Here is a 25,078-nt window from a genome sequence, read left to right as displayed (position 1 = left end):
CACGGAACTCAGGCCCCCTTCCAGGGGTAGTCCAGGGTCCACCCCGTCATCGTGCCTCGCCCGGCGCGGCGGCGCGACGGCCGCAGAGGATCTCGATCAGGCGGTACGACGAGACCACTTTGACCGCGAGGGCCGCGATCGCGACGGCGTACGGCAGCCAGTGTGCGCCGGTCTGACCGGCGACGATCAGCGAGACCACCACGGCGCCGGTGTTCATCGCCTTGGCGGGCTTGGACCAGTTCCAGACGTAGATCGGCCGGTCCACCTTGTAGAAGTAGTTCGGGCTGAGCATCCACGGCCAGAGCAGGAACGAGAACGTCAGCATGGTGTCCAGTACGCCGAACTGCACCAGGTAGAGCGCCAACGGGCCGATCGTGTCCGGGTACGTCGCCATGAACGCGGCCGCCAGCAGGAACGAGCAGGCCCGGTCGCAGACGATGTCGAACACCGCACCGGACAGCGACTCCTCGTTCCGGCGGCGCGCCACCCAGCCGTCGAGACTGTCACCGAACCAGTAGGCGACATACCCGATCACCAGCCAGAGCAGCTCGCCGGTCTGGAACGCATACGTGGCAAGCGCCATCGCGATCACGGTCCGAACCAGCGTGATCCGGTTCGGTATCGCGAGCAACAATGCAGGCCGGACTTCCAACGGTAGTGAGGTCATGGGCCCTCCCGGCCTGGACTGAGGAGCGTAGGGAGCGAAGCGACCGAAGCGACGAGGGAAGGCCGGGAGCCGAAGGCCCATGACCACGCCGGCGCCGGAGGCCCGGCCAAATGCAGAGTCATCAGGCCGCCCTTAGGTTCTCGGGATCGAGTGCGTCCCGGAGTTGGTTGCGAAGCAGGAAACCGGCGGCGGCGCCGCCGAGGTGACCGAGGAGCCAGCCTGCGATCGTCAGGATCGCCGCGAGCAGCAGCGTCCCCGGCTCGAACGGCTCGACCGCACCGCCGGCTACTCGGTTGATGCCGGTCACGGTGCCGAACAGCAGACCGACGGCCAGTGCGGGAGCCGCGACCGCGGTCAACTGGCGGCGAATGACCCGGCGAAGGAACGGCAGGTCCACACCCAGCGCGGTCAGGCTGGCGAACTGGCGGCGCTGGTCGACCAGTTGGTCCGCGACACCGACGATCAGCGCGGCCATCGCGGTCAGCACCACCAGAACGAGTCCGGCGATCGTCAGCCCGAACCCGGTGTCGTAGAACGTGTGAGTACCGTCCAACTCGGCATCGGCCTGGACGCCGGCGATCCCGTTCACCATGGTGCCGACGAGGAAGCCGCAGCACCCCAGCAGCATGCAGATCCGGGAGGCGGGCCGGGAGTCGGTCACCAGGCGGAGGCCGGTGAGCAGGTTGGCCGGGTCTCCGGACCGCTGCAGCCGCCGCCCCAACCCGCGGATCCAGACTCCGGAGGTGCTCAGGAAGAAGAGCGCCAGGCCGGCGAGCAGGATCGTGGACCCCACGTAGCCCGCGTAGGGCGAGGCGAGCAGGCCGAGCGCGATCAGTACCGGTCCAGCGATGATGCCGGTACGACGCTGCGCCACGGACTGTGGTTGCCTCGAGACGGGCCCGTCTCGGTGCAGGAGACTTCCGATCACCGCCCCGGCTGCCGTCATCATCACAACCACGGGAATCCACAGGACCGCGTCCATCAGTTCCGCGCCGGGCAGGACCCGAGCCATCAATGGCAGTGCGCCGAAGAGCAGGCTGAGGATCAGGTAGGCAGGTCCAGCGAGCAGTCCACCGGCCAGACCGGCAATGGCAGCGTCGGTGACGGTCAGCTGCCGTAGCTGCTTCCGGGACGCGCCTGCCAGTCGTAGCGCAGTCAGCCGCCGCTCGCGGGCCGCCGTACCGAGTCGTAAGGCCTGGACCGCGAGGCCCCCGGTGAGTGCGGCCAGGATGATCAGGATCGCGATCAGCCCGGACCGGAGGCCGCTCTCGGCGACGTAGTTGCTGTAGACATCGTTGCTCAGCTCACCTTTGCCCAGGCGGGCGATGCGCAGTGCGCCGAGCAGCAGGGCTCCACTGAATGCGAGCGCTGCAGTGGCCAGCTGGACCCGGCTGCGGTCCGCCGGCGTCCGTGAGCGCGCAAGCTGCACCAGCGTCTCGAGTGTCATCAGAGTGACACCTCGTGCTGGATCAGGCCGTCGCGCAGCCGGATCTCGCGGTTTGCCGACGCCGCCACCAGGTTGTCGTGGGTCACCATCAGCAGAGCGGCACCGCGGTAGCGGGCAGCCTCGAGCAGTACGTCGAGCAGCTCCTGGCCGGCCCGACTGTCCAGGCTGCCGGTGGGCTCGTCGGCGAGTACCACGGACGGACCGGTGACCAGTGCGCGCGCTACCGCAGCACGCTGCGTCTGGCCGCCGGACAGCTCGCCCGGAACCGCGTCGGCGTCGTCGGCGATGCCTACCTGGTCCAGCCAGTTCATCGCGGCCTTGTGTGCCTCACCGCGCTCATGGCCACCCAGCAGGAGCGGCAGCGCCACGTTGTCGACCAGTGGCAGGTCCGGCACCAGCTGACCGAACTGCAGCACGATGCCGACCTTCGTACGCCGGAGCGCCGCACGCTGCTCCTCCGGCAGAGCAGCCAGGTCCTGGCCGTCCACGTGCACAGCACCGGCGTCCGGAGTGAGGATGCCGGCCGCGCAGTGCAGCAGCGTGGACTTGCCGCATCCGCTCGCACCGGTCACCGCGACGACCTCGCCCGGCTTGAGTTGCAGGCTGACGCCGCGCAGGGCCGTGTTCCGCCGGTAGGCGTACTCGACTCGTTCCAGTTCCAGAGCAGCATTCATCAGCGAGTCCCCCTCTGCTCGGAGATGCGGTCCAGTGCGCCGTCCAGCCAGCGCAGGTCGGCGTCCAGGTGGGCCACGATGTACTCGCGGACCAGCGGCGAGGTCGGGTCGTCGTCGGCCGGGGTCTCGCGCAGCTCACGGATCCGGCGCAGGTGGCTGGCGCGCTGGCGGGCGAGGAACCCCGCCGCGTCGCCTCCGGTCCGGATCGCTGCCACGAGCTTCCGCAGTACCTCGTCGGCGCTTCCCCAGGCCGGCGGCACCGGGTCGTTGAGCCAGTCGCTCAGGTGGTCGCGGCCCTTGCTCGTCAGCGCGTAGACCGTCCGGTCCGGTCCGCCGCCGGAGGTCTTGTCGACGATCTCGACCAGTCCGTCGCGCTCCAGTCGCCCGAGAGTCGTGTACACCTGTCCGAAGGCGAGCGGCCGGCTGTCCGGGAACCAGGCGTCATGGCCCCGCTTCACGTCGTACCCGTGTGCCGGGCCGGCGGACAGCAGCCCGAGGACGAGCTCAGCAGTGGCCACGGCCAGAACTATACACCGCGTGTATGTACTCAGTGAATAGTCCAGGATGCGGCAATCCACGCCGCGGTCGGTAGGATTCAGCCGTCACCCCGCAACGAACCTGGAGTAGTCAGTGGCTCGCGTTGTCGTCGACGTCATGCTCAAGCCCGAGATCCTCGACCCGCAGGGCAAGGCGGTGCACGGCGCGTTCGGCCGGCTCGGCTTCGACGGCGTGGCCGACGTCCGGCAGGGAAAGCGCTTCGAGATCACCCTGGACGGTGAGGCGACCGATGAACGGGTCGCCGAGATCCGGAAGGCCGCCGACACGCTGCTGGCCAACCCGGTGATCGAGGACTACACGCTGCACGTGGAGAACGGCCAAGAGGACGCGCAGTGAAGATCGGGGTCGTCACCTTCCCGGGCTCGCTGGACGACGCGGACGCCCGCCGCGCGGCTGCGGTGGCCGGCGCCGAGGCGGTCGCGCTCTGGCACGGCGACGCGGACCTGCACGGTGTGGACGCGGTCGTCCTGCCCGGCGGATTCTCGTACGGCGACTACCTGCGGGCCGGTGCCATCTCGCGGTTCGCGCCGGTGATGGAGACCATCATCACGCGGGCCGGCCAGGGGATGCCGGTGCTCGGCATCTGCAACGGCTTCCAGGTGCTGTGCGAGTCGCACCTGCTGCCCGGCGCCCTGATCAAGAACCACCACCGCAAGTTCGTCTGCAAGGACCAGGCGCTGCGGATCGAGAACAACAGCACCGCGTGGACCAGCGACTACGACGCGAACCACGAGATCACCATCGTGCTGAAGAACCAGGACGGTTCGTTCGTCGCCGACGAGGCGACGCTGGACCGGCTGGAGGGTGAGGGCAGGGTGGTGGCCCGCTACCTGGGCAACCCGAACGGCTCCTACCGCGACATCGCCGGTATCAGCAACGAGCGCGGCAACGTGGTGGGCCTGATGCCGCACCCGGAGCACGCCGTCGAGACACTCACCGGCCCGACGACGGACGGCCTGGGCTTCTTCACCTCGGTGCTGAAGGCCGTCGTCGCCTCCTGATGAGGTTCACCGGGCTGGTCCGCGCCATCCTGCTCACGGCGACGGTCCTGCTCCTGAGCAGCGGTACGGCGGCCGCGCAGCCCACCAGTCTGTTCGCGAAGGTCGTGGTCATCGGCGTACCCGGACTGACCTGGAACGACGTGAAGGCGTCGCCGGAGCTGACCGCGCTGGTGAACCAGTCGCACGTGGGCTCGATCTCGGTGAAGACCGCCGGGCCGCACACCTGTCCGATCGACGGGTGGCTGACGATCAGCGCCGGCACCCGGTCGTGGGGGAGCGTGGCCGATCAGTCGTGCGGCGACCTGCCTGCGGTGACCAATGGCAAGGTGAGCGACTGGCAGACGTACGTCGACCGCCAGGCCGAGCATCACACGGGCGCACCGATCGGCCGCCTCGGCCAGACCGGGCACCCCATTTGCGGCTTCGGTCCGGGCGCTGCGATCGCGCTGGCCCGGACCGACGGCACTGTCAGCAACTGGCAGCCTGAGTTCGACGCTTCCCAGTTGGCGAAGCCGGACTGCCGTGACGCGATCGTCGACGCCGGTGCGCTGCCGCCACGGGAAGGGCGGGCGGAGGCGCGCCAGAAGGTTGCTCAGCTGGTTACGCAGGCCCGTGCGGCCGGTGGCTGGGTCCTGCTGGTCGGTGTCAGCCAGGAGCTCGCGAACGCGCACCAGGAGCCGCTGGTCGCCATGCAGCTACCTCCGGACAACGGACCGCGCTGGCTGACCAGCGACAGCACCCGGCGTCCGGGGCTCATCCAGCTCACCGATGTGACAGCGACCGTCCTCAGGGGCCGGACTCCGGCGAACGTCGACCCCGCGGGGTCAGCTGACCCAGGTCCGCTGGATGGTAACGAGATCCACTTCACGGGAGACCGTCACACCGACGCGGCAGCCGTCATCGAGGACCGGCTGGACGCCAACCAGCGGTTCGAGCAGCCACGGCCGATGCTGTTCGCGGTGTCGCTGACGATCGTTGCAGCCGAGGTGCTCGCGCTGCTCTGGTTCTTGTTCCGGCGATCGCCCGCGTCCCGTCGTACCGCGGTGTTCACGTTGCTGATGCAGGGCGGGTTCTACCTGGCGGTCTTCCTGTCCACACTGACCGTCTGGTGGCGCTGGCCGTCACCTGGTTTCTCCTTGTACTGCGTGACGATCGGGATCAGTGCGCTAGCTGCTCTGGTGGCACAGGTCATGCTGAAGAAGTACGCGTACCTCGGACTCGCAATGGCGGCGTACCTGATCCTGCTGGTCGACGGCGTGCTCGGTACGCCGCTGCAGGTCGGCAGCATGTTCGCTGACGGGCCTGTGATCGGTGGGCGCTTCTACGGCTTCGGGAACTCCACCTTTGCGACGCTGGCGGTCGGAGCACTCGTCGCTGCAGGCTTCGCGGCACAGAAGCTCATCAGCAAGAGCAGGGTGCAGGCTGCGATCGCCGTACTGGTCGTCGGCGGTGCTGCGATCGTTGTGGACGGCAAGCCGGGCTGGGGGACGGACTTCGGCGGCATCATCGCGCTGACTCCGGCCGTGCTGCTCATGGCCTGGTTGACGTGGCACGGGAGCATTTCACTGCGCGCATTGATCGGTGTGGGCGTGGCAGGCGTACTGGTGGTTTCTGCGGTCGCCTTCCTCGACTACCTGCGTCCGCCGGACCAGCGCAGTCACTTCGGCGCGTTCGTCGCCCGCCTCCTCGACGGCGACGTCAGCGACGTACTGATCCGCAAGCTGGAGATGGCAGTGCAGTTCTTCAGCGGACCGGCCGGCTGGGCCATGCTCATCGCTGTCGTCCTTTGCATGCTGGCCACGCTCATGCCGCAGCGTGTGCCGTCCGTGTCGTACCGCGCCTTCTACGACAGCTTCCCGATGGTCCGTCCGACTCTGGTGGCGCTGTCCACCTGCGGCCTCGTCGGCATGCTCCTCAACGACGCCGGCGTCGCACTGCCCGCGATCATGGCCGGTTTCGCCGTCCCACTGCTGGTGGCCCATCTGATGGCTTCTCACCAGCCCGCTACCGTTTCACCTGAGTCCCACCTAGTGCAGGAGTCGTAACGTGTCCACCGACACCGTCAGCAACGCTACGAGTACCCCGGACGTCGAGCAGCCGTGGGCTGAGCTCGGGCTGAAGCCGGACGAGTACCAGCGGATCCGGGACATCCTCGGGCGGCGCCCGACCAGCTGCGAGCTGGCGATGTACTCGGTGATGTGGAGCGAGCACTGCTCGTACAAGTCGTCCAAGGTGCACCTGAAGCGCTTCGGCGAGATCCCGCAGGAGACGCCGGCCGGGAAGATGCTGGCCGGTATCGGTGAGAACGCCGGCGTCATCGACATCGGCGAGGGGTACGCCGTCACGTTCAAGGTCGAGTCGCACAACCACCCGTCGTACGTCGAGCCGTACCAGGGCGCGGCGACCGGGGTCGGCGGCATCGTCCGCGACATCATCGCGATGGGCGCCCGCCCGGTCGCGGTGATGGACCCGCTGCGCTTCGGCCCGCTGGACGCACCGGACACCAAGCGCGTGCTGCCGGGAATCGTGTCCGGCGTCGGCGGCTACGGGAACAGCCTCGGGCTGCCGAACATCGGCGGCGAGGTCGTCTTCGACCCGACGTACCTCGGCAACCCGCTGGTGAACGCGCTCTGCGTCGGCGTGATGCGGCACGAGGACCTGCACCTCGCGAACGCGACCGGCGTCGGCAACCAGATGATCCTGTACGGCGCCAAGACGGGCGGCGACGGTATCGGCGGCGTGTCGGTGCTGGCGTCGGAGACCTTCGCGGAGGGCGGCCCGACCAAGCGTCCGGCGGTCCAGGTCGGTGACCCGTTCATGGAGAAGCTGCTGATCGAGTGCACGCTCGAGCTCTTCGCCGCGAACGTCGTCGAGGGCATCCAGGACCTGGGCGGTGGCGGTCTGTCGTGTGCGACCTCCGAGCTCGCGAGCGCGGGCGACGGCGGCATGCGGGTGTCGCTGGACAAGGTGCCGCTGCGGGACGCCTCGCTGTCGCCCGAAGAGATCCTGATGAGCGAGTCGCAGGAACGCATGATGGCCTGCGTCACCCCCGAGAACGTCGAGGCGTTCCTGAAGATCTGCGAGAAGTGGGACGTCCAGGCCGACGTGATCGGTGAGGTGACCGACACGGGGCGGCTGGAGATCGACTGGCACGGCGAGCGGGTCGTCGACGTACTGCCGGAGACCGTCGCGCACGAGGGTCCGGTGTACAACCGCCCGTACGAGCGGCCGTCCTGGCAGGACGAGCTGCAGGCCGACGGTGCCGAGAAGTTGCCGCGGGCAAGCAATGGCGCGGAGCTGCGGGACACGCTGCTGAAGCTGGTCGCCTCGCCGAACCTGTGCGACAAGTCCTGGGTGACGGACCAGTACGACCGGTACGTGCTCGGCAACTCGGTGCTTGCGCAGCCCGAGGACAGCGGGATGATCCGGGTCGACGAGACCAGCGGCCTCGGCGTCGCGGTGTCGACCGACTGCAACGGGCGGTTCGCCAAGCTGGACCCGTACACCGGCGCCAAGCTCGCGCTCGCCGAGTCGTTCCGGAACGTCGCGACCACCGGCGCCCGTCCGGCCGCGGTCACCGACTGCCTGAACTTCGGCTCGCCCGAGGACCCGGCGGTGATGTGGCAGTTCACCGAGGCGATCCGCGGCCTGGTCGACGGGTGCAAGGAGCTCGGCATCCCGGTCACCGGCGGGAACGTGTCGTTCTACAACCAGACCGGCGAGACCGCGATCCTGCCGACCCCGGTGGTCGGTGTGCTCGGCGTGATCGACGACGTCACCCGCCGTACGCCGATCGGGTTCACGCCCGAGATGGAGGGCCACCAGCTGTACCTGCTCGGTGAGACCGAGGAGGAGCTGTCCGGGTCCGAGTGGGCGCACGTCGTCCACGGCCACCTCGGCGGGCGGCCGCCGGCGGTGGACCTGGCGGCGGAGCAGCAGTTGGCCGACATCCTGATCAACGCGTCCCGTGACGGGCTGATCGACGCGGCGCACGACGTCAGCGACGGCGGCGTCGCGCAGACGCTGGTCGAGTCCGCGCTGCGCGGCGGTGTCGGCGCGCGGGTGTGGGCCCCGGACGGTCTCGACCCGTTCCTGTTCCTGTTCGCGGAGTCGGCCGGCCGTGCGGTCGTCGCCGTACCGCGGACCGAGGAGGTGCGGTTCACCGACATGTGCACCGCCCGCCGCTTCCCGCACGCGAAGATCGGCGTCATCACCGGCGACACCCTCGACGTCCAGGACCAGTTCGAGGTCCCGTTGACCGAGCTGCGCGAGGCCTGGACGGCAACCCTGCCGTCCGTCCTCAACTGACGGTTGTGTGACCCGGGCGCCGCTGGTGCCCGGGTCACCTGGCCGTGGTTCGCCGCGGTGCGGATGTCAGCCGACCAGCGCCACCCGCTGGGTCGCCTCGGTCAGCACCTTGCTGAGTCCGGCCTGGTCCTGGGGACGGCCGGCGACCGTGATCTCGATGTACGCGCGGCGGCCGTTCTCGTAGGTGTCGACGAAGCGGGTGGTGACCCACCGCTGACCGCGGGCGCCGTCGCGGTAGGTGTAGGTGATCTGCGTGTAGGCGACGCGCGGCGCGTCCCAGACGACCTTCGACGCCGTGCTGCCGTTGCCGCGGTACTTCAGTTTGAAGCCGGCGACGCCGTGCAGAGCGTGGACCCGCTGGTCGGCGGCGCGGCTCGTGCTGACCTTGCCGCCGAGGCCGCCGTTCACGCGCAGCATCCACGTGTTCGAGCTGTCGGTGAACTTCGCCTGCTCCCGGCTGAGCTGGGCGAACTTCCAGCCCGTCGGCGCGTACACCGCGACGTTGCAGTGGCTCCCGACGCCCCAGCACTTGTAGCTGAAGTGCAGGCTCGCCGGCTTGAGTGCCGGCTTGGCGTGCGTGGTGACGGCGGCGGTCCGGGCCGGGACGGCGGCATCGCTCGGCGCGATCCCGAGGACCAGCCCCGCGGCGCCGATGATCGCGGCGCCGGCCAGAACGCGAGCGGTGAGGGTCTTCTTCATAATGTTGTCTCCATCGTCAAGGGTGGCCCGTTCGGCCCGTCGAGATCAGAGATGACTCGGTGGCTACGCGACGTTGAGTGCCGGATCTGTGATCAGCGTCTCCGCCGTACCCGGCAACCAAGTGCGCCCGATGCGGCGTCAGAAGACGCCTTCCGGGACGTCTGGCACACTCGGAGGGACGAGTGTGAGGTGAGGCGGATGGCGGAGCGGCGACCGGTGAAACCGGCCGATCTGATCGGTTTTGCCACGGCGGCCGGTCAGGAGGCGCGGGAGGTCGCGGCCCGGCGGCGGATGGTCAACATCCGGCTCACCGACGAGGAGCGGCGCGTCTGCACCGACGAGCTGGCCGAGCAGTTCGCGATCGGGCGACTCGACGAGGACGAGCTGCACCGCCGCGTCGATCTGCTGAACCGGGCCGTCACGCACGGCGATCTGCAGCCCGTGTTCGCCGGCCTGCCTACCCCGGCGCTCTACAGGCCGGTGCCGCGCAAGCCGGGCCGGTGGCGGTGGGCGGCGTTTGCCGGGGCTGTGTGGCTGGCGGTGCCGTTTGTGTTGGCGGGGTTGTTGTTGCTTGTGTTCGGGCGGGAGATTGCGGCGGCGATCTTCGGCGTACCCGCGGTGGTTTGGGTCGCGTACGCGTACCGGTGGGCTTCCAAGCCGCGGCGGGAGTCAGGTTCCTAGAGTCGACTCGCGCGTGATCAGTTGCGTGGGGAGTTCCAGTACGCCGTGGTGCGGCTTGCCGGCGATTGCTTCCAGTAGGAGCGTGGCGGCGCGGCGGCCGAGGTCTTCCAGGCGGAGGTCGACCGTGGTGAGCGGCGGGCGGCTGGCGAGCGCCATGACGGGCCAGTTGTCGTAGCCGGTGACCGCGATGTCCTCGGGGACCGAGCGGCCGAGTTCGCGGAGGCGATCGCAGACACCGCGGGCGATCTGGTCGCTGCCGCAGCTGATCGCGTCCGGGTTCTGACGCAGTACCAGATCCGTGGCTTGGCGGCCCCAGCGTTCGCTCCAATCGCCGTAGAGCGGTTCGCCGCAGAGAGCGGTGCCGGCCGTTGCGGTGACGGCCTGGGCGCGTTCGGCGGCGGAGCGGTGGTGTGCGGGGCCGGTGACATGGGCGATGCGGGTGCGGCCAAGTCGGAGCAGGTGGGTGATCGTGGCGGCGGCGCCTCCCGCGTCGTCGACGATCACTGAGGCATCGGTCGGGTCGGTTGAGGCGGCTAGCGCGTACACAACCGGGAGCGGTACGTCGATGCGCGTCCGCGGCTCGGTCCGGCGGCCGGTGACGACGATGCCGTCGACGCCGCGCGCGACGAGGGAACGTAGGTAGGTCTGCTCGCGCAGCGGGTCGTCGCGTGTGTCGCAGAGGACGGTCGCCAGCTCACCCGCGCTGAGCACGTTCTCGACACCGCGCATGATCGGGATGCTGAAGCGACCCGAGCTGTCGGTGGTCAGCAGTGCCACGGTGTACGTCCGGCCGGACGAGAGCGCACGACCGCGGGCATCTGGCGTGAACCCGAGCGTCGCGGCGGCCCGACGTACCCGGTCTCTGGTCTCCTGGCTCAGCTGGCCGGTGTTGCTGAGGGCCTTCGACGCGGTCCCGGCGGACACCCCGGCGAGCGCGGCAACGTCCACCATCCGCACACCTGGCCTCTTCATCCTTGTTTCCTTCCGGTCAATGGGCGAAGCGTATCAGGATTGCCCTGGAGGCCTTGCTGACCTGCGCTTTGATCTTGACCGGCACCGTTGGCAGTCCTACGTTGTCAACGACGGAAAACGTGTGCGGTCTTTCCGTCGCAGTGATGTCCGCCCCCGTCACTCGAAAGGCCTCACCATGCCTGAACCCACTCCAGAAGGAATGCCCCGACGTGACTTCCTTGCTGTCTCCCTCGCCGCGGCGGCAGTCGTGACTGCCCTCGACCCGGCTCCTGCCGAAGCCGCCCGACCCTCCGGACCGCCGGCCGGCCGCGGCGGGCACTACGTCCCACAGCGGGTCCCGCTCCGGCCGGTCCCGTTCCAGAAGCTCCCGCCCGGTGCGATCGAGCCGCGCGGCTGGTTGGCGCAGCAACTCGCCCTGCAGGTCGACGGGCTCTGCGGCCGGTACGACGAGATCTCGGACTTCCTGGTGTACGAGACCAACGGCTGGGTCGACCCCGCACAGGGAGCCTGGGAGGAGCTGCCCTACTGGCTCCGTGGCTTCGGCGACCTCGGCTACGTCACGGGCAACAGCGGCGTACTGACCCGGACACAGCGGTGGATGGACGGGATCCTCGCGACACAAGCAGACGACGGGTGGTTCGGTCCGGAGCGGTTGCGGACCTCCTTGGAGAACGGGCCGGACTTCTGGCCGGGTATGCCGCTGCTCGCCGCGTTCCGGTCCTGGTACGAGTACTCCGGTGACGAGCGGGTCATTCCGTTCATGACGAAGTACCTGCGGTTCCAGAACACGCAGCCGCCGGAGGTGTTCAACCGGTCGTGGGGTGCGTTCCGCTGGGGCGACAACATCGACAGCGCGTACTGGCTCTACAACCGCACCGGAGAGCAGTGGTTGCTCGATCTGGTGACGAAGATGCACAACGGGTCCGCGGACTACGTCAGCGGCATTCCCAACTGGCACAACGTCAACCTGGCGCAGGGTTTCCGGGAGCCGCTGCAGTACTGGCTGCTGTCCGGGGACGCCAAGCACCGAGACGCGACGTACCGGAACTATGCGACGGTCATGGGGTTGTACGGCCAGTTCCCCGGTGGCGGGTTCGCTGGGGACGAGAACTCACGGCCCGGGTTCGGTGACCCGCGACAGGGGTTCGAGACGTGCGGGATCGTCGAGCTGATGCACAGCTGCGAGCTGCTCACCCGCTTCACCGGTGACGTCGCGTGGACGGACAGGTGTGAGGAGCTGGCGTTCAACTCGCTGCCGGCGTCGTACGACCCGCAGCAGCAGGTTATGCACTACATCACCTGTGCCAACAGCGTGCAGCTCGACGACCGGCCGAAGCACGGGCAGTTCCAGAACCCGTTCCCGATGCAGGCCTACAAGTACGGCGTACATCAGTACCGCTGCTGCCCGCACAACTACGGCATGGGCTGGCCGTACTACGTGCAGGAGCTCTGGCTGGCCACGACGGACAACGGGCTCGCTGCATCGATGTATGCCGCCAGTAAGGTGACTGCGACGGTCGGAGCTGGTGAGACCGTCAGTGTCGTCCAGGACACGGAGTACCCGTTCTCGGACACCATGACGTTCACGGTGCAGACGCGACGACCGGTCCGATTCCCCTTCTATCTAAGGCGTCCTGGCTGGGCGGCCGACGTCACTGTGCAGGTCAACGGACGACAGGTGCAGACGTCTGGTGACTGGATGAAGCTGGACCGCACCTGGCATACAGGTGATCGCGTCGAACTCACCCTGCCGATGCGCACCACGACGCGCGTGTGGGACGACAATCAGCACTCGGTGTCCGTCGACCGCGGCCCACTGACCTACTCGCTGCAGATCGACGAACGCTATGAGCGCATCGGCGGCACCGACGAGTGGCCGGAACTCTCCGTCTACCCGGAATCGCCGTGGAACTACGGTCTGGTCGCTGATGCGCCGATCGACGTCGTACGACGGGAGGCGGGCGACAACCCGTTCACCACGGACGGAGTGCCGCTCGCACTCACCACACTGGCCCGGCGGATCCCGCAGTGGGAGACAGACACCGAGGACGTGGTCGGACTGCTTCAGCCGGGGCCGGCGAAGTCGGACGAGCCTGTGGAGACCGTGACCCTCATACCGATGGGTGCGGCCCGCCTGCGGGTCACGTCGTTCCCCCAGGTCGCTGCAGACGGCAAGGAGTGGAGCTACCGCACCAGGATCACCGCGTCCCACGTGAACGACGGTGACTCGCTCGAGGCACCGGACTCCGGACGTACGCCGGAATCCTCCGCAGACACGTCGATTCCGCGCTTCACCTGGTGGGACCGCCGCGGTTCGACGGAATGGATCGAGTACGACCTGCGCTCGGTACGCGAGCTGTCTGAGGTCTCGGCGTACTGGTTCGACGACACCGGCTCCGGTCAATGTCGTGTCCCTCAGTCGTGGCAAGTGCTGTGGCTGGACGGTGAGACGTGGCGGCCGGTCCAGAACACCACGCCGTACGACGTAGCGGTGGACCGGCTCAACACGACGACGTTCACACCGGTGCGGACGCAGTACGTCCGGGTGGAGGCCGTACTGCGTCCGACGCACTCCGGAGGCTTGTTGCAGCTCCTGGTTACTTGACCGGTGTCGGGCTGACGTACAAGGAGACCTCGCCCTCTGCGTAGGCGGAGGCGTCCTTGACGTACCAGTTGCCGGGCGGGGACTTCACCGGCTCCTGGTTGGAACCGTTGCTGGTCAGGTACTCGATCTCGCGGACACCGCGGGACCTGACCAGCGGCAGCACCTGGTCGATGGTCTTGTTCTTCACCGTCAGCCCGGCCAAGACCTCCCCCTTGTCCGTCGCCGACGACGAGGTGTGGAAGTAGCGCTCGCCCTGCTTCGCCACGCGGCCGAACTGGATCTCGGTCTTGCCGTCGTAGTTCTTCGGCAGCTCGACACCCTCCTGGCAGCCCGGGTCCGCGGCGTTCAGCGTTCCGTTGCACTGTTCACCCGGCTCCAGCATCCTGAGCTGGCTCATGTCCTTGTCGTTGCGGCCGGTGAAGCTGATCATCCTGCCGACCCACGGCGGGCTGACCGGGACGCTCAGGACCGTCACGTCCAGGCCCATCTTCTTGAACTCGGCGTTGTACCGCTTCGGGTCCGCGTTCGCGTCGACCACCCGGACAATCAGCTTGTCGCCGCGTTCGGTGAAGGACAGCGCCTGCGGCTGGCTCTGGTCGGGGCGGTTGACCACGGTCGCCGCGACCACACCGCCGATCAGCAACGTGCAGGCAGCGGCCAGGACGAGCCGGCGCGGATGGGAGCGGCGCAGGGGGCGTACTACCGGAGCTGACTCGTCCGTGGTGACCGCGTCGGCCAGCTCATCCCAGGCGTTGTCGGAGACGCGGTCGGTGGACTGGTGCGGGTCGAGGCCGCGGACAGCGGCGTCGATGTCATGCGTCTTCATGGGAAACCCCTTCTTCCAGGGTGGACGCAGTGTTGAGAGCGACCACGGTGCGGTTCACGAGTGGGGCGGTGAGCAGCTTGGCGAACCGCTTCCGGGCGCGGTGCAGCCTGATGCGTACGGCGTTGCGTGAGATGCCGAGGACTGTGGCTATCTGGCCTGTGTCCAGTTCCTCCCACGCAACCAGTGACAGCAGCTCCCGGTCCTGCTCCGGCAGTGCGCGGAAGGCACGTGCCGCGGGAGTGTCGTCCAGCAGCGGGTGCACCGGTTCGGCGTCACTGAGCTCGCCACGCAGCTTGGTCGCCAGTGCGTGCCGGCGGCCCTCACCGCGGCGGTGGTTGGCGAGCACCCGGCGCGCTACGCCGTACAGCCATGGTCTGGTCTGCGGGTCGAGTGGTACGTCGTCCAGCCGGCGCCAGGCGACCAGGAACGTGTCGGCGAGCAGGTCCGCGGCGTCGTGGCCGCTGTCGGTCCGGCGGCGCAGGTACCCGAGCACCGCCTCCCGATGCGTCGCAAAGACCTGCTCGAACCGCTCCCGGCGCGCATCTGGTGGTGGGCCGTGCACAACTCCCTCACTCACCGGCCCACTCCGAGCCTCGATCGGTATCAGCGTCATACCTGGTGGATGTCCACCAGCCGGTCCACCCATTTCACCCCGCCGAGATTGCAGCTTCCTGCAGCTTTCCGTGTGGGTTCGATGACCACGAGTACCTGCGAGAATCGGACCGGGGCCAGTCGAGGGGGACATCTGTGGGGAACGATCCGGGGTTGGAACACGTGCTCTTGGAGCACCTGCGGTTCGCGCCGTTGACCCGGGCGGAGCTGGTCCGCCGTACCGGTATGGGCAACCAACGGGTCCAGGCTGCCCTGGACACGCTGGTCCGCGAGGCGTTCGTCGTACGGCGGCCGCAGGACGACGGCCCCGAGGACTACGAACTGACCGAGGCCGGTACCGGCCGACTGGGCGTGTTCCTGGACCTCACCAACTCGCCACTCAAGACCATGGGAAAGCTCTTCGCCGCGACCGTCGTCCAAACGATCCGGCCCGGACAACACCAGCCGGCGGACTCGAGGGAGGCACGGCGTGCGGGTTGGGGGCTGATCGGGTGGATGCTGCTGCCGGTTCTGATCGTGTGCTTGATCATCGGTGGATCCATCGCGTCCGGGGACGCGGATCTCTCCACTGCGGTCCTGTTCGTCGTCGTTACCGTCGGTGCCTTGGCCTGGAAGTTCGGCGGAAGTGGCAGGAGAGGTCAACCAGCAGCTGCGGTACGGCGACGTCCACAGCCCCGCCCGGAGCCCGCGGCGAAGTTCGCGGCTGCGCCGGCACGGATGGACCGCGAGTTGGTCGTGAGTCTGGCGAAGATCCTCGGTGCCGGGGTGGTCTTCGCAGTCGCCATCATCCTGACGAACCCCAGCCTGGTGTTGCTGTTGGTGCTGCTCGTGGTGACGGCGGGCAACATGTTCTCCGCGTACCGAGCCTGGGCCAGGAAGCGCCGTTCCGAGTGAACTAGCCTGTGGGTTGTGGAGGCTGTGTTGCGGTTGGCGGTGGCGGCGGACGGGCCCGCGGTGGCTGAGCTGAGTCGGGCCGCGGTGGAGACCCAGTTCCCGGCGTACTACGACGCGGAACAGACGGCCAGCGCAGCCAAGCACATCACCACGCTGGACACCGCATTGATTGACGACGGCACCTACTACGTCCTGGAGGCGGGTGGTGAGGTCGTCGCCTGTGGTGGGTGGAGCCGGCGGAACAAGCTGTTCAATGCGAGTACGGCGGGAGCGGACGAGCGGCTCCTGGACCCTGCGACCGAGCCGGCTCGGGTCCGGGCGATGTTCGTCCGGGCGGACTGGACGCGGCGTGGACTCGGCCGGGCGATCCTGACCGCTTGCACCGAGGCGGCCCGCGCGGAGGGGTTCACCCGGCTCGCACTGATGTCGACGCTGCCCGGCGTACCGCTCTACAAGGCCTTCGGCTTCACCGAGGTGGAGCCCGCTCAGCTACCGATGCCCGACGGCATCACCCTGGCCGGTGTCGCGATGGAACGACCGATTGAGGAGACCGCATGACTGCAGGCACCACTGTCACCGCCCCCGACGGCAGCGAGGTCGTGCTTGGTGAGATCGGGACCCGCGTGCTGCTGAAGAACTCCCGCGTCCGCGTCTGGGAGGTGTCGCTGCAGCCAGGTGAAGCCCAGGGTTGGCACCTGCACCACAACCCGTACGTCGTCCTGTGCCTCTCGACCTCGCCCTGCCACATGGACTGGCTGGACGGCAGCCCTGCGCGCCAGCTGAGCGAGACCGTCGGCGGCTCGGTCTACCGCCCGGTGTCGCCGGTGCACATGCTCACCAACGACGGCGACGCGCTGTACCTCAACCGCCTCATCGAGGTGCTCGACCTGGGCGAAGAGGCCTCCGGTGACCCGTACTTCGGCGTGGCCGGTGTCCCCGCCGAGTCCGGCTTCGAAGAGGCCGGTGAGATCCCCAGCAAGGTAGTCGTCGACGAGGACGACGTACGCGTCCAGCACGTCACCCCCGAGGCAGGCGAGTCGTACACCTGGCGCACCGGCGCCTACCCGGCCCTGGTCGTCGACCTGGACCTGGGCAGCCCGGACGTCACCTACCTCGAGCCCGGCGAGAGCTACACGCTCCCAGCCAAGCCAGAGCGCACCTCCGGCTTCAACCTGGTGGAGCTGCGCTACTACAGCAGCCCGCGCACCTGAGCCGCATCCCGAGCTGCCAGCACAGCGGCAGTGTCGACCCGTCGGAGGTCGGCCTGCCGTAGGCGGGCCTTTACCAACGGCACCTGCGGTCCGACGGCGCTGAGCTCGCTCACACCGAGGGCAGCAAGCAGTACGGCGGCCTGCGGGTCGCTGGCCAGGTCACCGCAGACTGCGACGCGTACGCCGGCGTTGCGGACGACATGGTCGATCAGCTGGAGCACGGCCGGATCGAGCCCGTCGGCGAGCGGTGCGACCGCGGCGTTGGTCCGATCGGCGGCGGTCGTGTACTGCGTCAGGTCGTTGGTGCCGATGCTGACGAAGTCGAGCTCCGTGGCGAGACTGCCGACGCGCAGTGCCGCCGCGGGCACCTCGACCATGATGCCGACCTCGAGACCGTCCCGCGGCCCGAGCTCCTGCAACGCCCACGCGACCTCGTCCGCGGTCGTCACCATCGGGAATATCACGTGCACCGGCGTCTCGGCCGCCGTACGCCGGATCGCTTCGAGCTGATCGCGGAGCAGTTCGGGGCGGCGGCGAAAGACCCGGAGGCCCCGTTCACCGAGGAACGGGTTCGCCTCGCGGTCCTGCGGGAGGAACGGGAGCGGCTTGTCGCCGCCGATGTCCCAGGTCCGGATCGTGATCGGCTTGCCGCCGAGGGCTCGTGCGATCGCGCGGAAGGCGTCGACCTGTTCGTCGACGGTCGGCGCCGTACGGCGATCACCGAAGAGCACCTCGGTCCGCACCAGCCCGGAGCCGTCCGCACCGCGCGCGTCGACGGCATCCTGGACGACGCCCACGTTCACGAGTACGTCGATCGTCCGGCCGTCGCGGGTGGTGGCCGGTTGGTCGGCGTCTGCGATCGCCCGCGCCCGCTCGCCCTCGCGTTCGGTGATCGTCGCGCGGACCCGCTCCTCGTCCGGCGCGACCTCGAACGAGCCAGTACGAGCGTCGAAAGAGACGACCGCGCCCGGCGGCACGTCGACGTCCCCGATTCCGGTGATCAACGGGATCCCTCGTGACCGTGCAACGATCACCCCGTGTCCGGTCGTCCCGGCTGCCCGGACGGCGATCCCCACGATCCGCGTCGCGTCGAGGGTGGCAGCGGTCGCCGCATCCAGCTCGGGTACGACGAGGATGCCGTCCGTCGGCGCTTCCTCGGTCACTCCGACGAGCAATCGCAGTACCCGATCCCGCACCGAGCGGACGTCCTGCGCGCGCTCACGCTGATACGCGTCGTCAAGCCCTTCGAAGGCGGCCGCCAGCTGGTCGTACACCTGCCGCCACGCGGCCGGGGCCGATGCGCCGGCCGCGATCGAAGTTCGTACGTCGTCGAGCACCTTGCCGTCACGCAGCAAGGCGAGATGGGCCGCGAAGATGTCGCCGTGGTTGTCCCGCAGTTCGTCGAGCTGCTCGCCCGCGGTCGCGAGAGCCGCGTCCAACCGGCCATGCTCGTTGTCTCCGGCAACATAAGCGCCGAGGTCGATCTGAGCCCCCGCGAGGACCGCCGGTCCGATCGCCACATCCAGCCCCGACCCACCAGGAGCTGAGCCAACCGCCGGGGACCCCGCCGGAGCGGGCTCCGCCGATCCCGGGCCATCCCCGAAGTTCTGTTTCGCCAGCTCCTCGACTGCGGCCAGCGCCTCGGCTGCCTGCGGGCCGCTCGCACCCACCCGCAATCGATGCCCCTGCTGGGCGTTCAGCGTCGCGACCATGCTCAAACTGCCCGCGTCGACAGGCCCCTTGCCGTTGTCCAGATCGGTGAGTGTCACGACCGCATCGAAGCCGTTGACCAGCCCCACCAACCGCGCCGCCGGCCGGGCATGCAAACCGTGCTCGTTGCCGACAACCAGCTCGACAGTGCGATCGGCCTCAACAACCGGAGCAGCGTAGGCGGCGGCGACGCCGAGATGGTCCTGCTTACCGACGAGCCCGCGCTCAGCCTCCGCGGCAACCGCATCCAAGGACGCATCGGTCGACGCGGTGACAACCGCCGCCACCAGGCCCTCGACCAGCGGCGCACTCGTCAGCCGCACCCGCGCGGCGAGCTCCGGGTCAACGAACTCCAGCGCCATCTCGGCGCTCAGCACCGCGCTACCCAGATCGAGCAGCACCAGTACGCCGTCCGGACTGTCCGCCGCACCAAGGGCTTCCGAGACCGCCATCGCGTCGGTCCCGAACGTGGTCGCGTCCAGTCCCGCGGCGATCGCGATCACCGGACGCTTGTCCTCGGCAACCATCTCCGCCGCGAGCCCAACCGCCGCCTCGGCCAGCGCGCGGCTGTGCGACACCACCACGATCCCGATCATGGCAGCGTTCGGGCCGCGGACTCCAAGATCAGCGTCGTGCTGGTCGCGCCGGGATCCTGATGGCCGGCGCTGCGTTCACCCAGATAGCTCGCGCGGCCCTTCCGCGCGACCAGCGGGATCGTCGCGTCCCGGCCCTTCGCGGCGGCCTCGGCAGCAGCGGTCAACGCCGTACCGAGTTCCGATCCGCCCGCCACCGCGGCGTCGTACGCGTCCAGCGCCGGCGCCCAGGCGTCGTACATGGTCTTGTCGCCGAGCTCCGCCTTGCCGCGGGCAAGCACTCCTTCGACCCCGGCGTGCAGCCCCTTCCCGATCGTCTCGGGCGTCAGGTCGACCCCGGCGAGCGCGGTCCCGAACCGCAGGAAGAACGTCCCGTACAGCGGCCCGCTCGCCCCGCCGACCTTGCTGACCAACGTCATCCCGGCCTTCTTCAGCAGTTCGTCGGCGCTGTCGAACGACGTCTCGTCCAGCAATCCGACCACCGCCTGGAACCCGCGATCCATGTTCGCACCGTGATCGGCATCCCCGATCGCCGAGTCCAGCTCGGTCAGGTACGCCGCGTTGTCGTGCAGCGAACCGGCGACATCACGCAGCCAGCTGACGAAAGAATCGACTCCCATGCTCACGCGCCCCAGCGTAGGCCGGGGGTGTTCACCGGGGCGTCCCAGAGACGTACCAGTTCGTCGTCCGCCTTCAGGAGGGTGACCGAGCAGCCGGCCATCTCCAGCGAGGTGATGTAGTTGCCGACCAGCGAGCGGGCGACCGTGATGCCCGCGCGGTCGAGGAGTTGGGCGACCTCGTTGTACATCAGGTAGAGCTCGAGCAGCGGCGTACCGCCCATGCTGTTGACGAAGGCGATCACCGAATCGCCTTGCTGGTAAGGAAGATCCGAGACCACCGGGTCGACGAGCATCGCGGCGATGTCGCGCGCCGGAGCCAGCGGCAGCCGCTGCCGGCCGGGCTCGCCGTGGATGCCGATCCCGACCTCCATCTCGTTCTCGGCCAGCTCGAAGGTCGGCTTGCCCGCGGCCGGGACGGTGCACGACGTCAGCGCCATACCCATGCTGCGGCCGTTGTCGTTGACCTTCTTCGCGAGGTCCGCGACCTCCTGCAGCGGGCGGCCCTCCTCGGCGGCAGCGCCGACGATCTTCTCCAGCAGTACGGTCACGCCGACGCCGCGGCGACCGGCCGTGTAGAGGCTGTCCTGGACGGCGACGTCGTCGTTCGTCACGACCGACAGCACCTCGGTGCCGGCGTCGGCAGCGGCCAGTTCGGCGGCCATCTCGAAGTTCATCACGTCGCCGGTGTAGTTCTTCACGATGTGCAGTACGCCGGCGCCCGCGTCGACCGCCTTGGTGGCGGCCATCATCTGGTCCGGCACCGGGGAGGTGAACACCTCACCCGCGCAGGCCGCGTCCAGCATCCCGAGCCCGACGAACCCGCCGTGCATCGGCTCGTGCCCCGACCCGCCACCGGAGATCAGCCCGACCTTGCCGGGTCTCGGCGCGTCCTTGCGATAGACGATCCGGTTCTCCAGGTCCACCCGGAGCCGGTCCGGATGCGCCGCCGCCATCCCCTGCAGCGCTTCACTCACAACATCGGCCGGGTCGTTGATGAGCTTCTTCATGCCCCCCATCTGAGCACACCCGGGCCGCCTGCGGGAGGGGCCCGAAATCAGTCTTTCGGGCGGAGGAGGGGGCGGACGACCTCGCGGGCGTCGTGGATCCGGGACTTGACGGTGCCGAGCGGGGCACCGACCTCGGCGGCGATCTCCTCGTACGACAGGCCGTAGACGTCCCGCAGGACCAGCGGCGTGACCATCTGCGGGCGGTCCCGCTCCAGGGTCTCCAGGGCCTCCAGGAGGTCCAGGCGGGTGCCGGCGATCACGCTCGTGGTGCGCGGGTCCGGCTTCTCCATCTGCTCGGGGTTGTGCGCGGCCTGCGCGGTGCGCTTCAGCTTGCGGTACGTCGAGCGCGCGGAGTTCGCCGCGACGGAGTGGACCCAGGTCGAGAAGCTGCTGCGGCCGGAGAACGAGTTGATCTTGGTGGCGATGTTGAGCAGTGCCTCCTGGGCCGCGTCCTCCGCGTCGGCGGAGTACGGCAGGACGCTGCGGCAGATCCGCAGGACGCGCGGATACACCTGCCGCAGCAGGTCGTCCATCGCGTTCTTGTCGCCGGCCTGCGCCTGCTCCGCGAGGGTGGCGAGGTCGTCGGCCGGACTGGTGCTGTCGCTCATCTGCGCCTTTGCTCTCGATCGGCCCCCGTAAGGGACACTCCAATGACCCATAATGCCCTGTATGGGGGTCCCAACCAGACTCGGTCGATACGTCGTGCGCCGACGCCTGGGCTCGGGCGGTTTCGCCACGGTGTGGCTGGCTCACGACGAGCAGCTCGACGCCGAGGTGGCGATCAAGGTGCTCGCCGACAACTGGGGGCACGACGACTCGGTCCGGCAGCGGTTCCTCGAGGAGGGCCGGTTCCTGCGCCGCGTCGAGTCAGAGCACGTCGTCCAGGTGCACGACGTCGGCGAGCTCGAGGACGGCCGGCCGTTCCTGGTGCTGACGTACGCCGACCGCGGCACGCTCGCCGACCGTCTGAAGAAGGCGCCGCTGGAGCTGCCCGAGGCCGTCGACGTGGTCGTCCAGGTCGGTCGCGGCCTGCAGGCGCTGCACCGGCGCGGCCTGCTGCACCGCGACGTGAAACCGGCGAACGTCCTGTTCCGCAGCACCGACGACGGCGAGCGGGCGGTGCTGTCCGACCTCGGGCTGGGCAAGTCCCTCGACGAGATCTCCCGCATCACGATGCCCGGCGGCACCCCGTCGTACGTCGCTCCTGAGCAGGCGCTCGGTGAGCGGCTGGATCAGCGCGCCGACCAGTACTCGCTGGGCGCGGTCGCGTACGCCGCTCTGACCGGGCGGTCCCCGCACCAGGTCGACGGCCTGGGCGCCGCGAGCCGGGTGAAGGTGGCGGCGCCGCCGAGCTCGCTCGGGTTCGAGCTGCCGGAGCAGGTCGACGCGGCGATCGTCCGGGCGCTGGATCCGGACCGGGAGAAGCGCTGGCCGGACGTGCAGTCGTTCACGCGGCAACTCGTGGGCGCGCTCGACGAGACCACGCGTGACTTCCCGCTGTCGACCCGCGAGACGGTGACCGTTGCGTCCGAGGACCTGGACGCGAAGACGGCGCTCAGCGACGAGAACCAGCCGACGATCGTGAAACCCGCCGAGCCGTCGGAGAGCGTGACGGCGGACTCAGAGACCGTCGCACTCGAGAGTGCTGCGGTGGAGCCCGCTACCGCTGAGGCTGAGACCGCCTCGGTTGAGACGGCGGCGCCCAGGAAGCGGCGCCGCGGGCGATGGGTGGTGGCTGCTCTGCTGGCGCTGCTGGTCGGCGGCGGTGTCGGGTACGGCGGCCACTGGTACCTCTCGAGCCGCAAAATGATTCAGGTCTCGGAGGGCCAATTCTCCGTCACCCTGCCAGAGGCCTGGGCGCAGTCGATGGCCCAGTCGGTCTGGACCGCGCCTGGCAGCACCGGGAGTGCCCCGGCGTTCCGCGTCAGCCGCGACCCGGACTGGTCGGGGAAGACTCCGGGTGTGTTCGTCGGTGTGTCGAAGTCGAAGCTGGCGGTCCCGGACGGCAAGCAGTGCAGCAACGAAGGCACTCTGCAGCCGCACATGGTCCGTGAACTCTCGGTAACCGACCGGGTGTCCGCTGACTGCTTCGGTGCCGATATCGTGTTGCTCCAACGGGTCGTCGATCACGGGGACGGCGGCTCGCTACTCGTACAGGTGGTCGTACCCGGATCGGATGTCCTCCGAGCCACGGAGATCGCCGATTCGGTGCAGTACTTCGACTGAGGAAGTCCCCATGCATCTATCGACCGAACGGTTCCGACCGTCGCCGGCGCTGCTCCAGTCCGCCCGCCGCAGGTTCTACCGCCTCCGCTTCACCATCTTCCGCACCATCTGGCCGGCCGACTGACCCACCGGCCGGCTGGGTACGTCGTACTGCGTGATCGAGTCCTTCCGCGAGTTCGACGTACCGGTGTCCGGCGCTGTCATCCACGGCAGCCGCGGTGGTGACGGACCGCCGCTCCTGCTCCTGCACGGCTTCCCGGAATCGCACGTCATGTGGCACCGGATCGCGCCGGTGCTGGCCCGGGAGTTCAGTGTGGTCGCGACCGACCTCAGCGGATTCGGTGACAGCACTTCCTCCGGCGACCAGTCGATGCGAGAACTCGCGAGGCTCCAGGTCGAGGCAATGCAACAGCTGGAGTACGACGACTTCGCCGTGGTCGGCCACGACCGTGGCGCCCGCTGTGCCTACCGGATGGCGCTCGATCATCCCGATGTGGTGACGAAGCTCGCCGTACTGGACGTCGTACCGACGGGCGACGCCTTCGACCGCGCCGACAGGGACTTTGCCCTCGGCTACTGGGTCTGGACGTTCATGGCCGCCCCGATCGCCGAGACCTTGATCGGCCGGGCGCCCGACTCGTTCGTGAACCACCTCCTCGATACCTGGTCCGGTGGCGACGCGTTCCCGCCGGAGATCCGGGCCGAGTACATCCGTCACTTCCGCGACCCGGAGGTCGTCCACACGATGTGCGAGGAGTACCGCGCGGCCGCCACGATCGACTGCGAACACGACGCGGCCGACCGGGGTGTGCGCCGTATCACGTGTCCGACGCTGGTCCTCTGGGAGCAGGACGGCTCGGTCGGACGCTGGTACGGCGACCCGATCGACATCTGGCGCAACTGGGCCGACGACGTCACCGGCGGCCCGGTCGCCTCCGGCCATTTCCTGCCCGAGGAGGCCCCGGACGAGACCCTCGCCTGGCTCCTACCGTTCCTCAAAGTCGGCAGCTAGGCCGTAGTGGTCGCTGGGAATCTCGCCAGGCTGGTCGAACGTACGGCGGCAGCTCTGGATCGGTAGCGTCGGGCGGCCGTCGGCGCCGCAGCGGACCAGGATGTGGTCGAGTCCGCGGTACGGCCAATCGCCGTCGACGAACAGCGGGTTCTCCGGCACGAAGGTCTCCAAGGGCTCGTGCGGGTGTGTCGCCTGCCAGGCGCTGCGGTAGCAGACGCTCAGGTTGTCGACGACGTGACGCCCGGTCCAGAAACGCAGACTGTCCGCAGCGTCGTCAGCATCCAGGTCTCCGGCGACGACGACGTGCCCGGGGGAGTCTGAAACCAGCTGCTCGAGCTTGCGCGCGACAAGGACCGTCTGCGCGCACCGTTCGCGCTCGTGATCGACCTGGTAGTCCGGGAAGTGATTCGCCACCCAGACCCGTCCGAACGGCGCGAGCACCTCGGTGAGCAGCGCCGTACACGCGAAGTCTCCGGTCCGGTCGGTGACGTTCAGGTCGAGCTCGAGTACGTCGCCGATCGGCCAGCGGCTCGCAGTGCTGATGCCGGATCCGTCGTACTCACGCTCCGACGAGTGCACCACGTGGTACTCCGGCCCCAGCATCTCCATGACCTGATCGACGTCGGCGTTGAACACCGTCTCCTGCAACGTGAGTACATCGGCATTCAGCTGTTGGAAGCCCTTCCGGAACAGGGCGAGTCGGGCCGGCCAGTCGCCGCGGACGCCCCAGACGTTCAGCGTTGCCAGTCGCATGT

General features: G+C 68.8%; 24 protein-coding genes and 1 pseudogene. 11 read left to right on the top strand and 14 right to left on the bottom strand.

What is annotated here, in order from left to right; genetic code table 11:
- Positions 1 to 46 precede the first annotated feature (46 nt).
- The 4 genes from EV137_RS32470 to EV137_RS32455 form a co-directional block, all read right to left on the bottom strand.
- On the bottom strand, positions 47 to 667 hold the full coding sequence (locus EV137_RS32470) for a CDP-alcohol phosphatidyltransferase family protein (protein WP_166680070.1): 621 nt from the start codon (positions 665 to 667) through the stop codon (positions 47 to 49).
- 121 nt (positions 668 to 788) lie between these two features.
- The gene (locus EV137_RS32465; protein WP_134012223.1) at positions 789 to 2,114 is read right to left on the bottom strand and encodes an FtsX-like permease family protein; all 1,326 of its coding nucleotides are present in this window, start codon (positions 2,112 to 2,114) and stop codon (positions 789 to 791) included.
- Positions 2,114 to 2,788 carry an ABC transporter ATP-binding protein gene (locus EV137_RS32460; RefSeq protein ID WP_134012225.1) on the bottom strand — a complete coding sequence of 225 codons (675 nt, stop codon included), beginning with the start codon at positions 2,786 to 2,788 and terminating at the stop codon, positions 2,114 to 2,116. Before EV137_RS32460 ends, EV137_RS32465 begins: the two co-directional genes overlap by 1 nt.
- Complete coding sequence (locus EV137_RS32455) at positions 2,788 to 3,306, bottom strand: PadR family transcriptional regulator (protein ID WP_133785965.1); 519 nt, start codon at positions 3,304 to 3,306, stop codon at positions 2,788 to 2,790. The genes EV137_RS32460 and EV137_RS32455 overlap by 1 nt, the downstream gene beginning before the upstream one ends.
- A 112-nt stretch (positions 3,307 to 3,418) precedes the next feature.
- On the opposite strand from EV137_RS32455, the gene purS reads away from it, so the two are divergent.
- Genes purS through purL form a run of 4 tightly spaced genes read left to right on the top strand, consistent with a single transcriptional unit; the run spans position 3,419 to position 8,655 of the window.
- The gene (gene purS, locus EV137_RS32450) at positions 3,419 to 3,682 is read left to right on the top strand and encodes a phosphoribosylformylglycinamidine synthase subunit PurS (RefSeq protein WP_134012227.1); all 264 of its coding nucleotides are present in this window, start codon (positions 3,419 to 3,421) and stop codon (positions 3,680 to 3,682) included.
- Positions 3,679 to 4,347: a phosphoribosylformylglycinamidine synthase subunit PurQ gene (purQ, locus tag EV137_RS32445; protein ID WP_134131897.1), complete on the top strand. Its 669-nt coding sequence runs from the start codon at positions 3,679 to 3,681 to the stop codon at positions 4,345 to 4,347. Before purS ends, purQ begins: the two co-directional genes overlap by 4 nt.
- Positions 4,347 to 6,392 carry a DUF2339 domain-containing protein gene (locus EV137_RS32440; protein ID WP_238175691.1) on the top strand — a complete coding sequence of 682 codons (2,046 nt, stop codon included), beginning with the start codon at positions 4,347 to 4,349 and terminating at the stop codon, positions 6,390 to 6,392. The genes purQ and EV137_RS32440 overlap by 1 nt, the downstream gene beginning before the upstream one ends.
- 1 nt (position 6,393) lies before the next feature.
- Positions 6,394 to 8,655 carry a phosphoribosylformylglycinamidine synthase subunit PurL gene (purL, locus tag EV137_RS32435; RefSeq protein ID WP_134131895.1) on the top strand — a complete coding sequence of 754 codons (2,262 nt, stop codon included), beginning with the start codon at positions 6,394 to 6,396 and terminating at the stop codon, positions 8,653 to 8,655.
- Between the two features lie 66 nt (positions 8,656 to 8,721).
- Here the strand turns inward: purL and EV137_RS32430 are convergent, their stop codons facing one another.
- A complete protein-coding gene (locus EV137_RS32430; RefSeq protein WP_134131894.1) occupies positions 8,722 to 9,354 on the bottom strand; it encodes a hypothetical protein in 633 nt (210 codons plus the stop codon).
- 198 nt (positions 9,355 to 9,552) lie between these two features.
- Here EV137_RS32430 and EV137_RS32425 point away from each other — a divergent pair, with 198 nt between their 5' ends.
- Positions 9,553 to 10,035: a DUF1707 SHOCT-like domain-containing protein gene (locus tag EV137_RS32425; protein ID WP_134012237.1), complete on the top strand. Its 483-nt coding sequence runs from the start codon at positions 9,553 to 9,555 to the stop codon at positions 10,033 to 10,035.
- Here EV137_RS32425 and EV137_RS32420 read toward each other — a convergent pair.
- Positions 10,024 to 11,007 (bottom strand): LacI family DNA-binding transcriptional regulator, encoded by a 984-nt coding sequence (locus tag EV137_RS32420; protein ID WP_134131893.1) that lies wholly within the window; start codon positions 11,005 to 11,007, stop codon positions 10,024 to 10,026. The two genes, EV137_RS32425 and EV137_RS32420, sit on opposite strands and share 12 nt — an antisense overlap.
- A 199-nt stretch (positions 11,008 to 11,206) precedes the next feature.
- Here EV137_RS32420 and EV137_RS32415 point away from each other — a divergent pair, with 199 nt between their 5' ends.
- Positions 11,207 to 13,612 (top strand): beta-L-arabinofuranosidase domain-containing protein, encoded by a 2,406-nt coding sequence (locus tag EV137_RS32415; protein WP_134131892.1) that lies wholly within the window; start codon positions 11,207 to 11,209, stop codon positions 13,610 to 13,612.
- On the opposite strand, the gene EV137_RS32410 is transcribed toward EV137_RS32415, so the two are convergent.
- Positions 13,605 to 14,438: a hypothetical protein gene (locus EV137_RS32410; protein WP_134131891.1), complete on the bottom strand. Its 834-nt coding sequence runs from the start codon at positions 14,436 to 14,438 to the stop codon at positions 13,605 to 13,607. The two genes, EV137_RS32415 and EV137_RS32410, sit on opposite strands and share 8 nt — an antisense overlap.
- Entirely contained in the window at positions 14,425 to 15,015 is a 591-nt protein-coding gene (locus tag EV137_RS32405; protein ID WP_238175690.1) for an RNA polymerase sigma factor, read from the bottom strand. The genes EV137_RS32410 and EV137_RS32405 overlap by 14 nt, the downstream gene beginning before the upstream one ends.
- Before the next feature lie 197 nt (positions 15,016 to 15,212).
- Here EV137_RS32405 and EV137_RS32400 point away from each other — a divergent pair, with 197 nt between their 5' ends.
- From EV137_RS32400 to EV137_RS32390, 3 genes are read left to right on the top strand one after another with little or no spacing between them, the layout of a single operon-like run.
- The gene (locus EV137_RS32400; RefSeq protein WP_238175689.1) at positions 15,213 to 15,944 is read left to right on the top strand and encodes a MarR family transcriptional regulator; all 732 of its coding nucleotides are present in this window, start codon (positions 15,213 to 15,215) and stop codon (positions 15,942 to 15,944) included.
- 15 nt (positions 15,945 to 15,959) lie between these two features.
- Positions 15,960 to 16,502 (top strand): GNAT family N-acetyltransferase, encoded by a 543-nt coding sequence (locus tag EV137_RS32395; RefSeq protein WP_238175688.1) that lies wholly within the window; start codon positions 15,960 to 15,962, stop codon positions 16,500 to 16,502.
- Complete coding sequence (locus EV137_RS32390; protein WP_134131888.1) at positions 16,499 to 17,155, top strand: cupin domain-containing protein; 657 nt, start codon at positions 16,499 to 16,501, stop codon at positions 17,153 to 17,155. Before EV137_RS32395 ends, EV137_RS32390 begins: the two co-directional genes overlap by 4 nt.
- On the opposite strand, the gene EV137_RS32385 is transcribed toward EV137_RS32390, so the two are convergent.
- The 5 genes and pseudogenes from EV137_RS32385 to EV137_RS32370 form a co-directional block, all read right to left on the bottom strand.
- The gene (locus EV137_RS32385; protein ID WP_311136392.1) at positions 17,134 to 19,005 is read right to left on the bottom strand and encodes an HPr family phosphocarrier protein; all 1,872 of its coding nucleotides are present in this window, start codon (positions 19,003 to 19,005) and stop codon (positions 17,134 to 17,136) included. The two genes, EV137_RS32390 and EV137_RS32385, sit on opposite strands and share 22 nt — an antisense overlap.
- Before the next feature lie 54 nt (positions 19,006 to 19,059).
- Positions 19,060 to 19,461, bottom strand: a pseudogene (dhaM, locus tag EV137_RS41915) (dihydroxyacetone kinase phosphoryl donor subunit DhaM); the annotation flags it as partial.
- Positions 19,458 to 20,078: a dihydroxyacetone kinase subunit DhaL gene (dhaL, locus tag EV137_RS32380; RefSeq protein ID WP_134132013.1), complete on the bottom strand. Its 621-nt coding sequence runs from the start codon at positions 20,076 to 20,078 to the stop codon at positions 19,458 to 19,460. The gene dhaL and the pseudogene dhaM, both read right to left, overlap by 4 nt.
- 2 nt (positions 20,079 to 20,080) lie before the next feature.
- Positions 20,081 to 21,085, bottom strand: coding sequence for a dihydroxyacetone kinase subunit DhaK (dhaK, locus tag EV137_RS32375; protein ID WP_134131886.1), 1,005 nt, complete (start codon positions 21,083 to 21,085; stop codon positions 20,081 to 20,083).
- Between the two features lie 47 nt (positions 21,086 to 21,132).
- Positions 21,133 to 21,693, bottom strand: coding sequence for an RNA polymerase sigma factor (locus EV137_RS32370; protein WP_133785948.1), 561 nt, complete (start codon positions 21,691 to 21,693; stop codon positions 21,133 to 21,135).
- A 94-nt stretch (positions 21,694 to 21,787) separates the two neighbouring features.
- On the opposite strand from EV137_RS32370, the gene EV137_RS32365 reads away from it, so the two are divergent.
- Positions 21,788 to 23,311, top strand: coding sequence for a serine/threonine-protein kinase (locus EV137_RS32365; RefSeq protein ID WP_166680069.1), 1,524 nt, complete (start codon positions 21,788 to 21,790; stop codon positions 23,309 to 23,311).
- A 154-nt stretch (positions 23,312 to 23,465) separates the two neighbouring features.
- On the top strand, positions 23,466 to 24,323 hold the full coding sequence (locus EV137_RS32360; protein WP_134131884.1) for an alpha/beta fold hydrolase: 858 nt from the start codon (positions 23,466 to 23,468) through the stop codon (positions 24,321 to 24,323).
- Here EV137_RS32360 and EV137_RS32355 read toward each other — a convergent pair.
- The gene (locus EV137_RS32355; protein WP_134012258.1) at positions 24,297 to 25,076 is read right to left on the bottom strand and encodes an endonuclease/exonuclease/phosphatase family protein; all 780 of its coding nucleotides are present in this window, start codon (positions 25,074 to 25,076) and stop codon (positions 24,297 to 24,299) included. The genes EV137_RS32360 and EV137_RS32355 overlap by 27 nt on opposite strands.
- Positions 25,077 to 25,078: the final 2 nt, after the last annotated feature.

The organism is Kribbella pratensis (assembly GCF_004366075.1).
GTDB lineage: Bacteria > Actinomycetota > Actinomycetes > Propionibacteriales > Kribbellaceae > Kribbella > Kribbella pratensis.
This window is presented reverse-complemented; position numbering and strand designations above follow the sequence as displayed.

Coding starts and splice junctions, on each gene's coding strand:
- EV137_RS32465 (WP_134012223.1), bottom strand. CDS start 2,114: ATGACACTCGAGACGCTGGTGCAGCTTGCGCGCTCACGGACGCCGGCG.
- dhaK (WP_134131886.1), bottom strand. CDS start 21,085: ATGAAGAAGCTCATCAACGACCCGGCCGATGTTGTGAGTGAAGCGCTG.
- EV137_RS32415 (WP_134131892.1), top strand. CDS start 11,207: ATGCCCCGACGTGACTTCCTTGCTGTCTCCCTCGCCGCGGCGGCAGTC.
- EV137_RS32370 (WP_133785948.1), bottom strand. CDS start 21,693: ATGAGCGACAGCACCAGTCCGGCCGACGACCTCGCCACCCTCGCGGAG.
- EV137_RS32440 (WP_238175691.1), top strand. CDS start 4,347: ATGAGGTTCACCGGGCTGGTCCGCGCCATCCTGCTCACGGCGACGGTC.
- EV137_RS32410 (WP_134131891.1), bottom strand. CDS start 14,438: ATGAAGACGCATGACATCGACGCCGCTGTCCGCGGCCTCGACCCGCAC.
- EV137_RS32420 (WP_134131893.1), bottom strand. CDS start 11,007: ATGAAGAGGCCAGGTGTGCGGATGGTGGACGTTGCCGCGCTCGCCGGG.
- EV137_RS32470 (WP_166680070.1), bottom strand. CDS start 667: ATGACCTCACTACCGTTGGAAGTCCGGCCTGCATTGTTGCTCGCGATA.
- EV137_RS32390 (WP_134131888.1), top strand. CDS start 16,499: ATGACTGCAGGCACCACTGTCACCGCCCCCGACGGCAGCGAGGTCGTG.
- dhaL (WP_134132013.1), bottom strand. CDS start 20,078: ATGGGAGTCGATTCTTTCGTCAGCTGGCTGCGTGATGTCGCCGGTTCG.
- EV137_RS32430 (WP_134131894.1), bottom strand. CDS start 9,354: ATGAAGAAGACCCTCACCGCTCGCGTTCTGGCCGGCGCCGCGATCATC.
- EV137_RS32425 (WP_134012237.1), top strand. CDS start 9,553: ATGGCGGAGCGGCGACCGGTGAAACCGGCCGATCTGATCGGTTTTGCC.
- EV137_RS32460 (WP_134012225.1), bottom strand. CDS start 2,788: ATGAATGCTGCTCTGGAACTGGAACGAGTCGAGTACGCCTACCGGCGG.
- EV137_RS32355 (WP_134012258.1), bottom strand. CDS start 25,076: ATGCGACTGGCAACGCTGAACGTCTGGGGCGTCCGCGGCGACTGGCCG.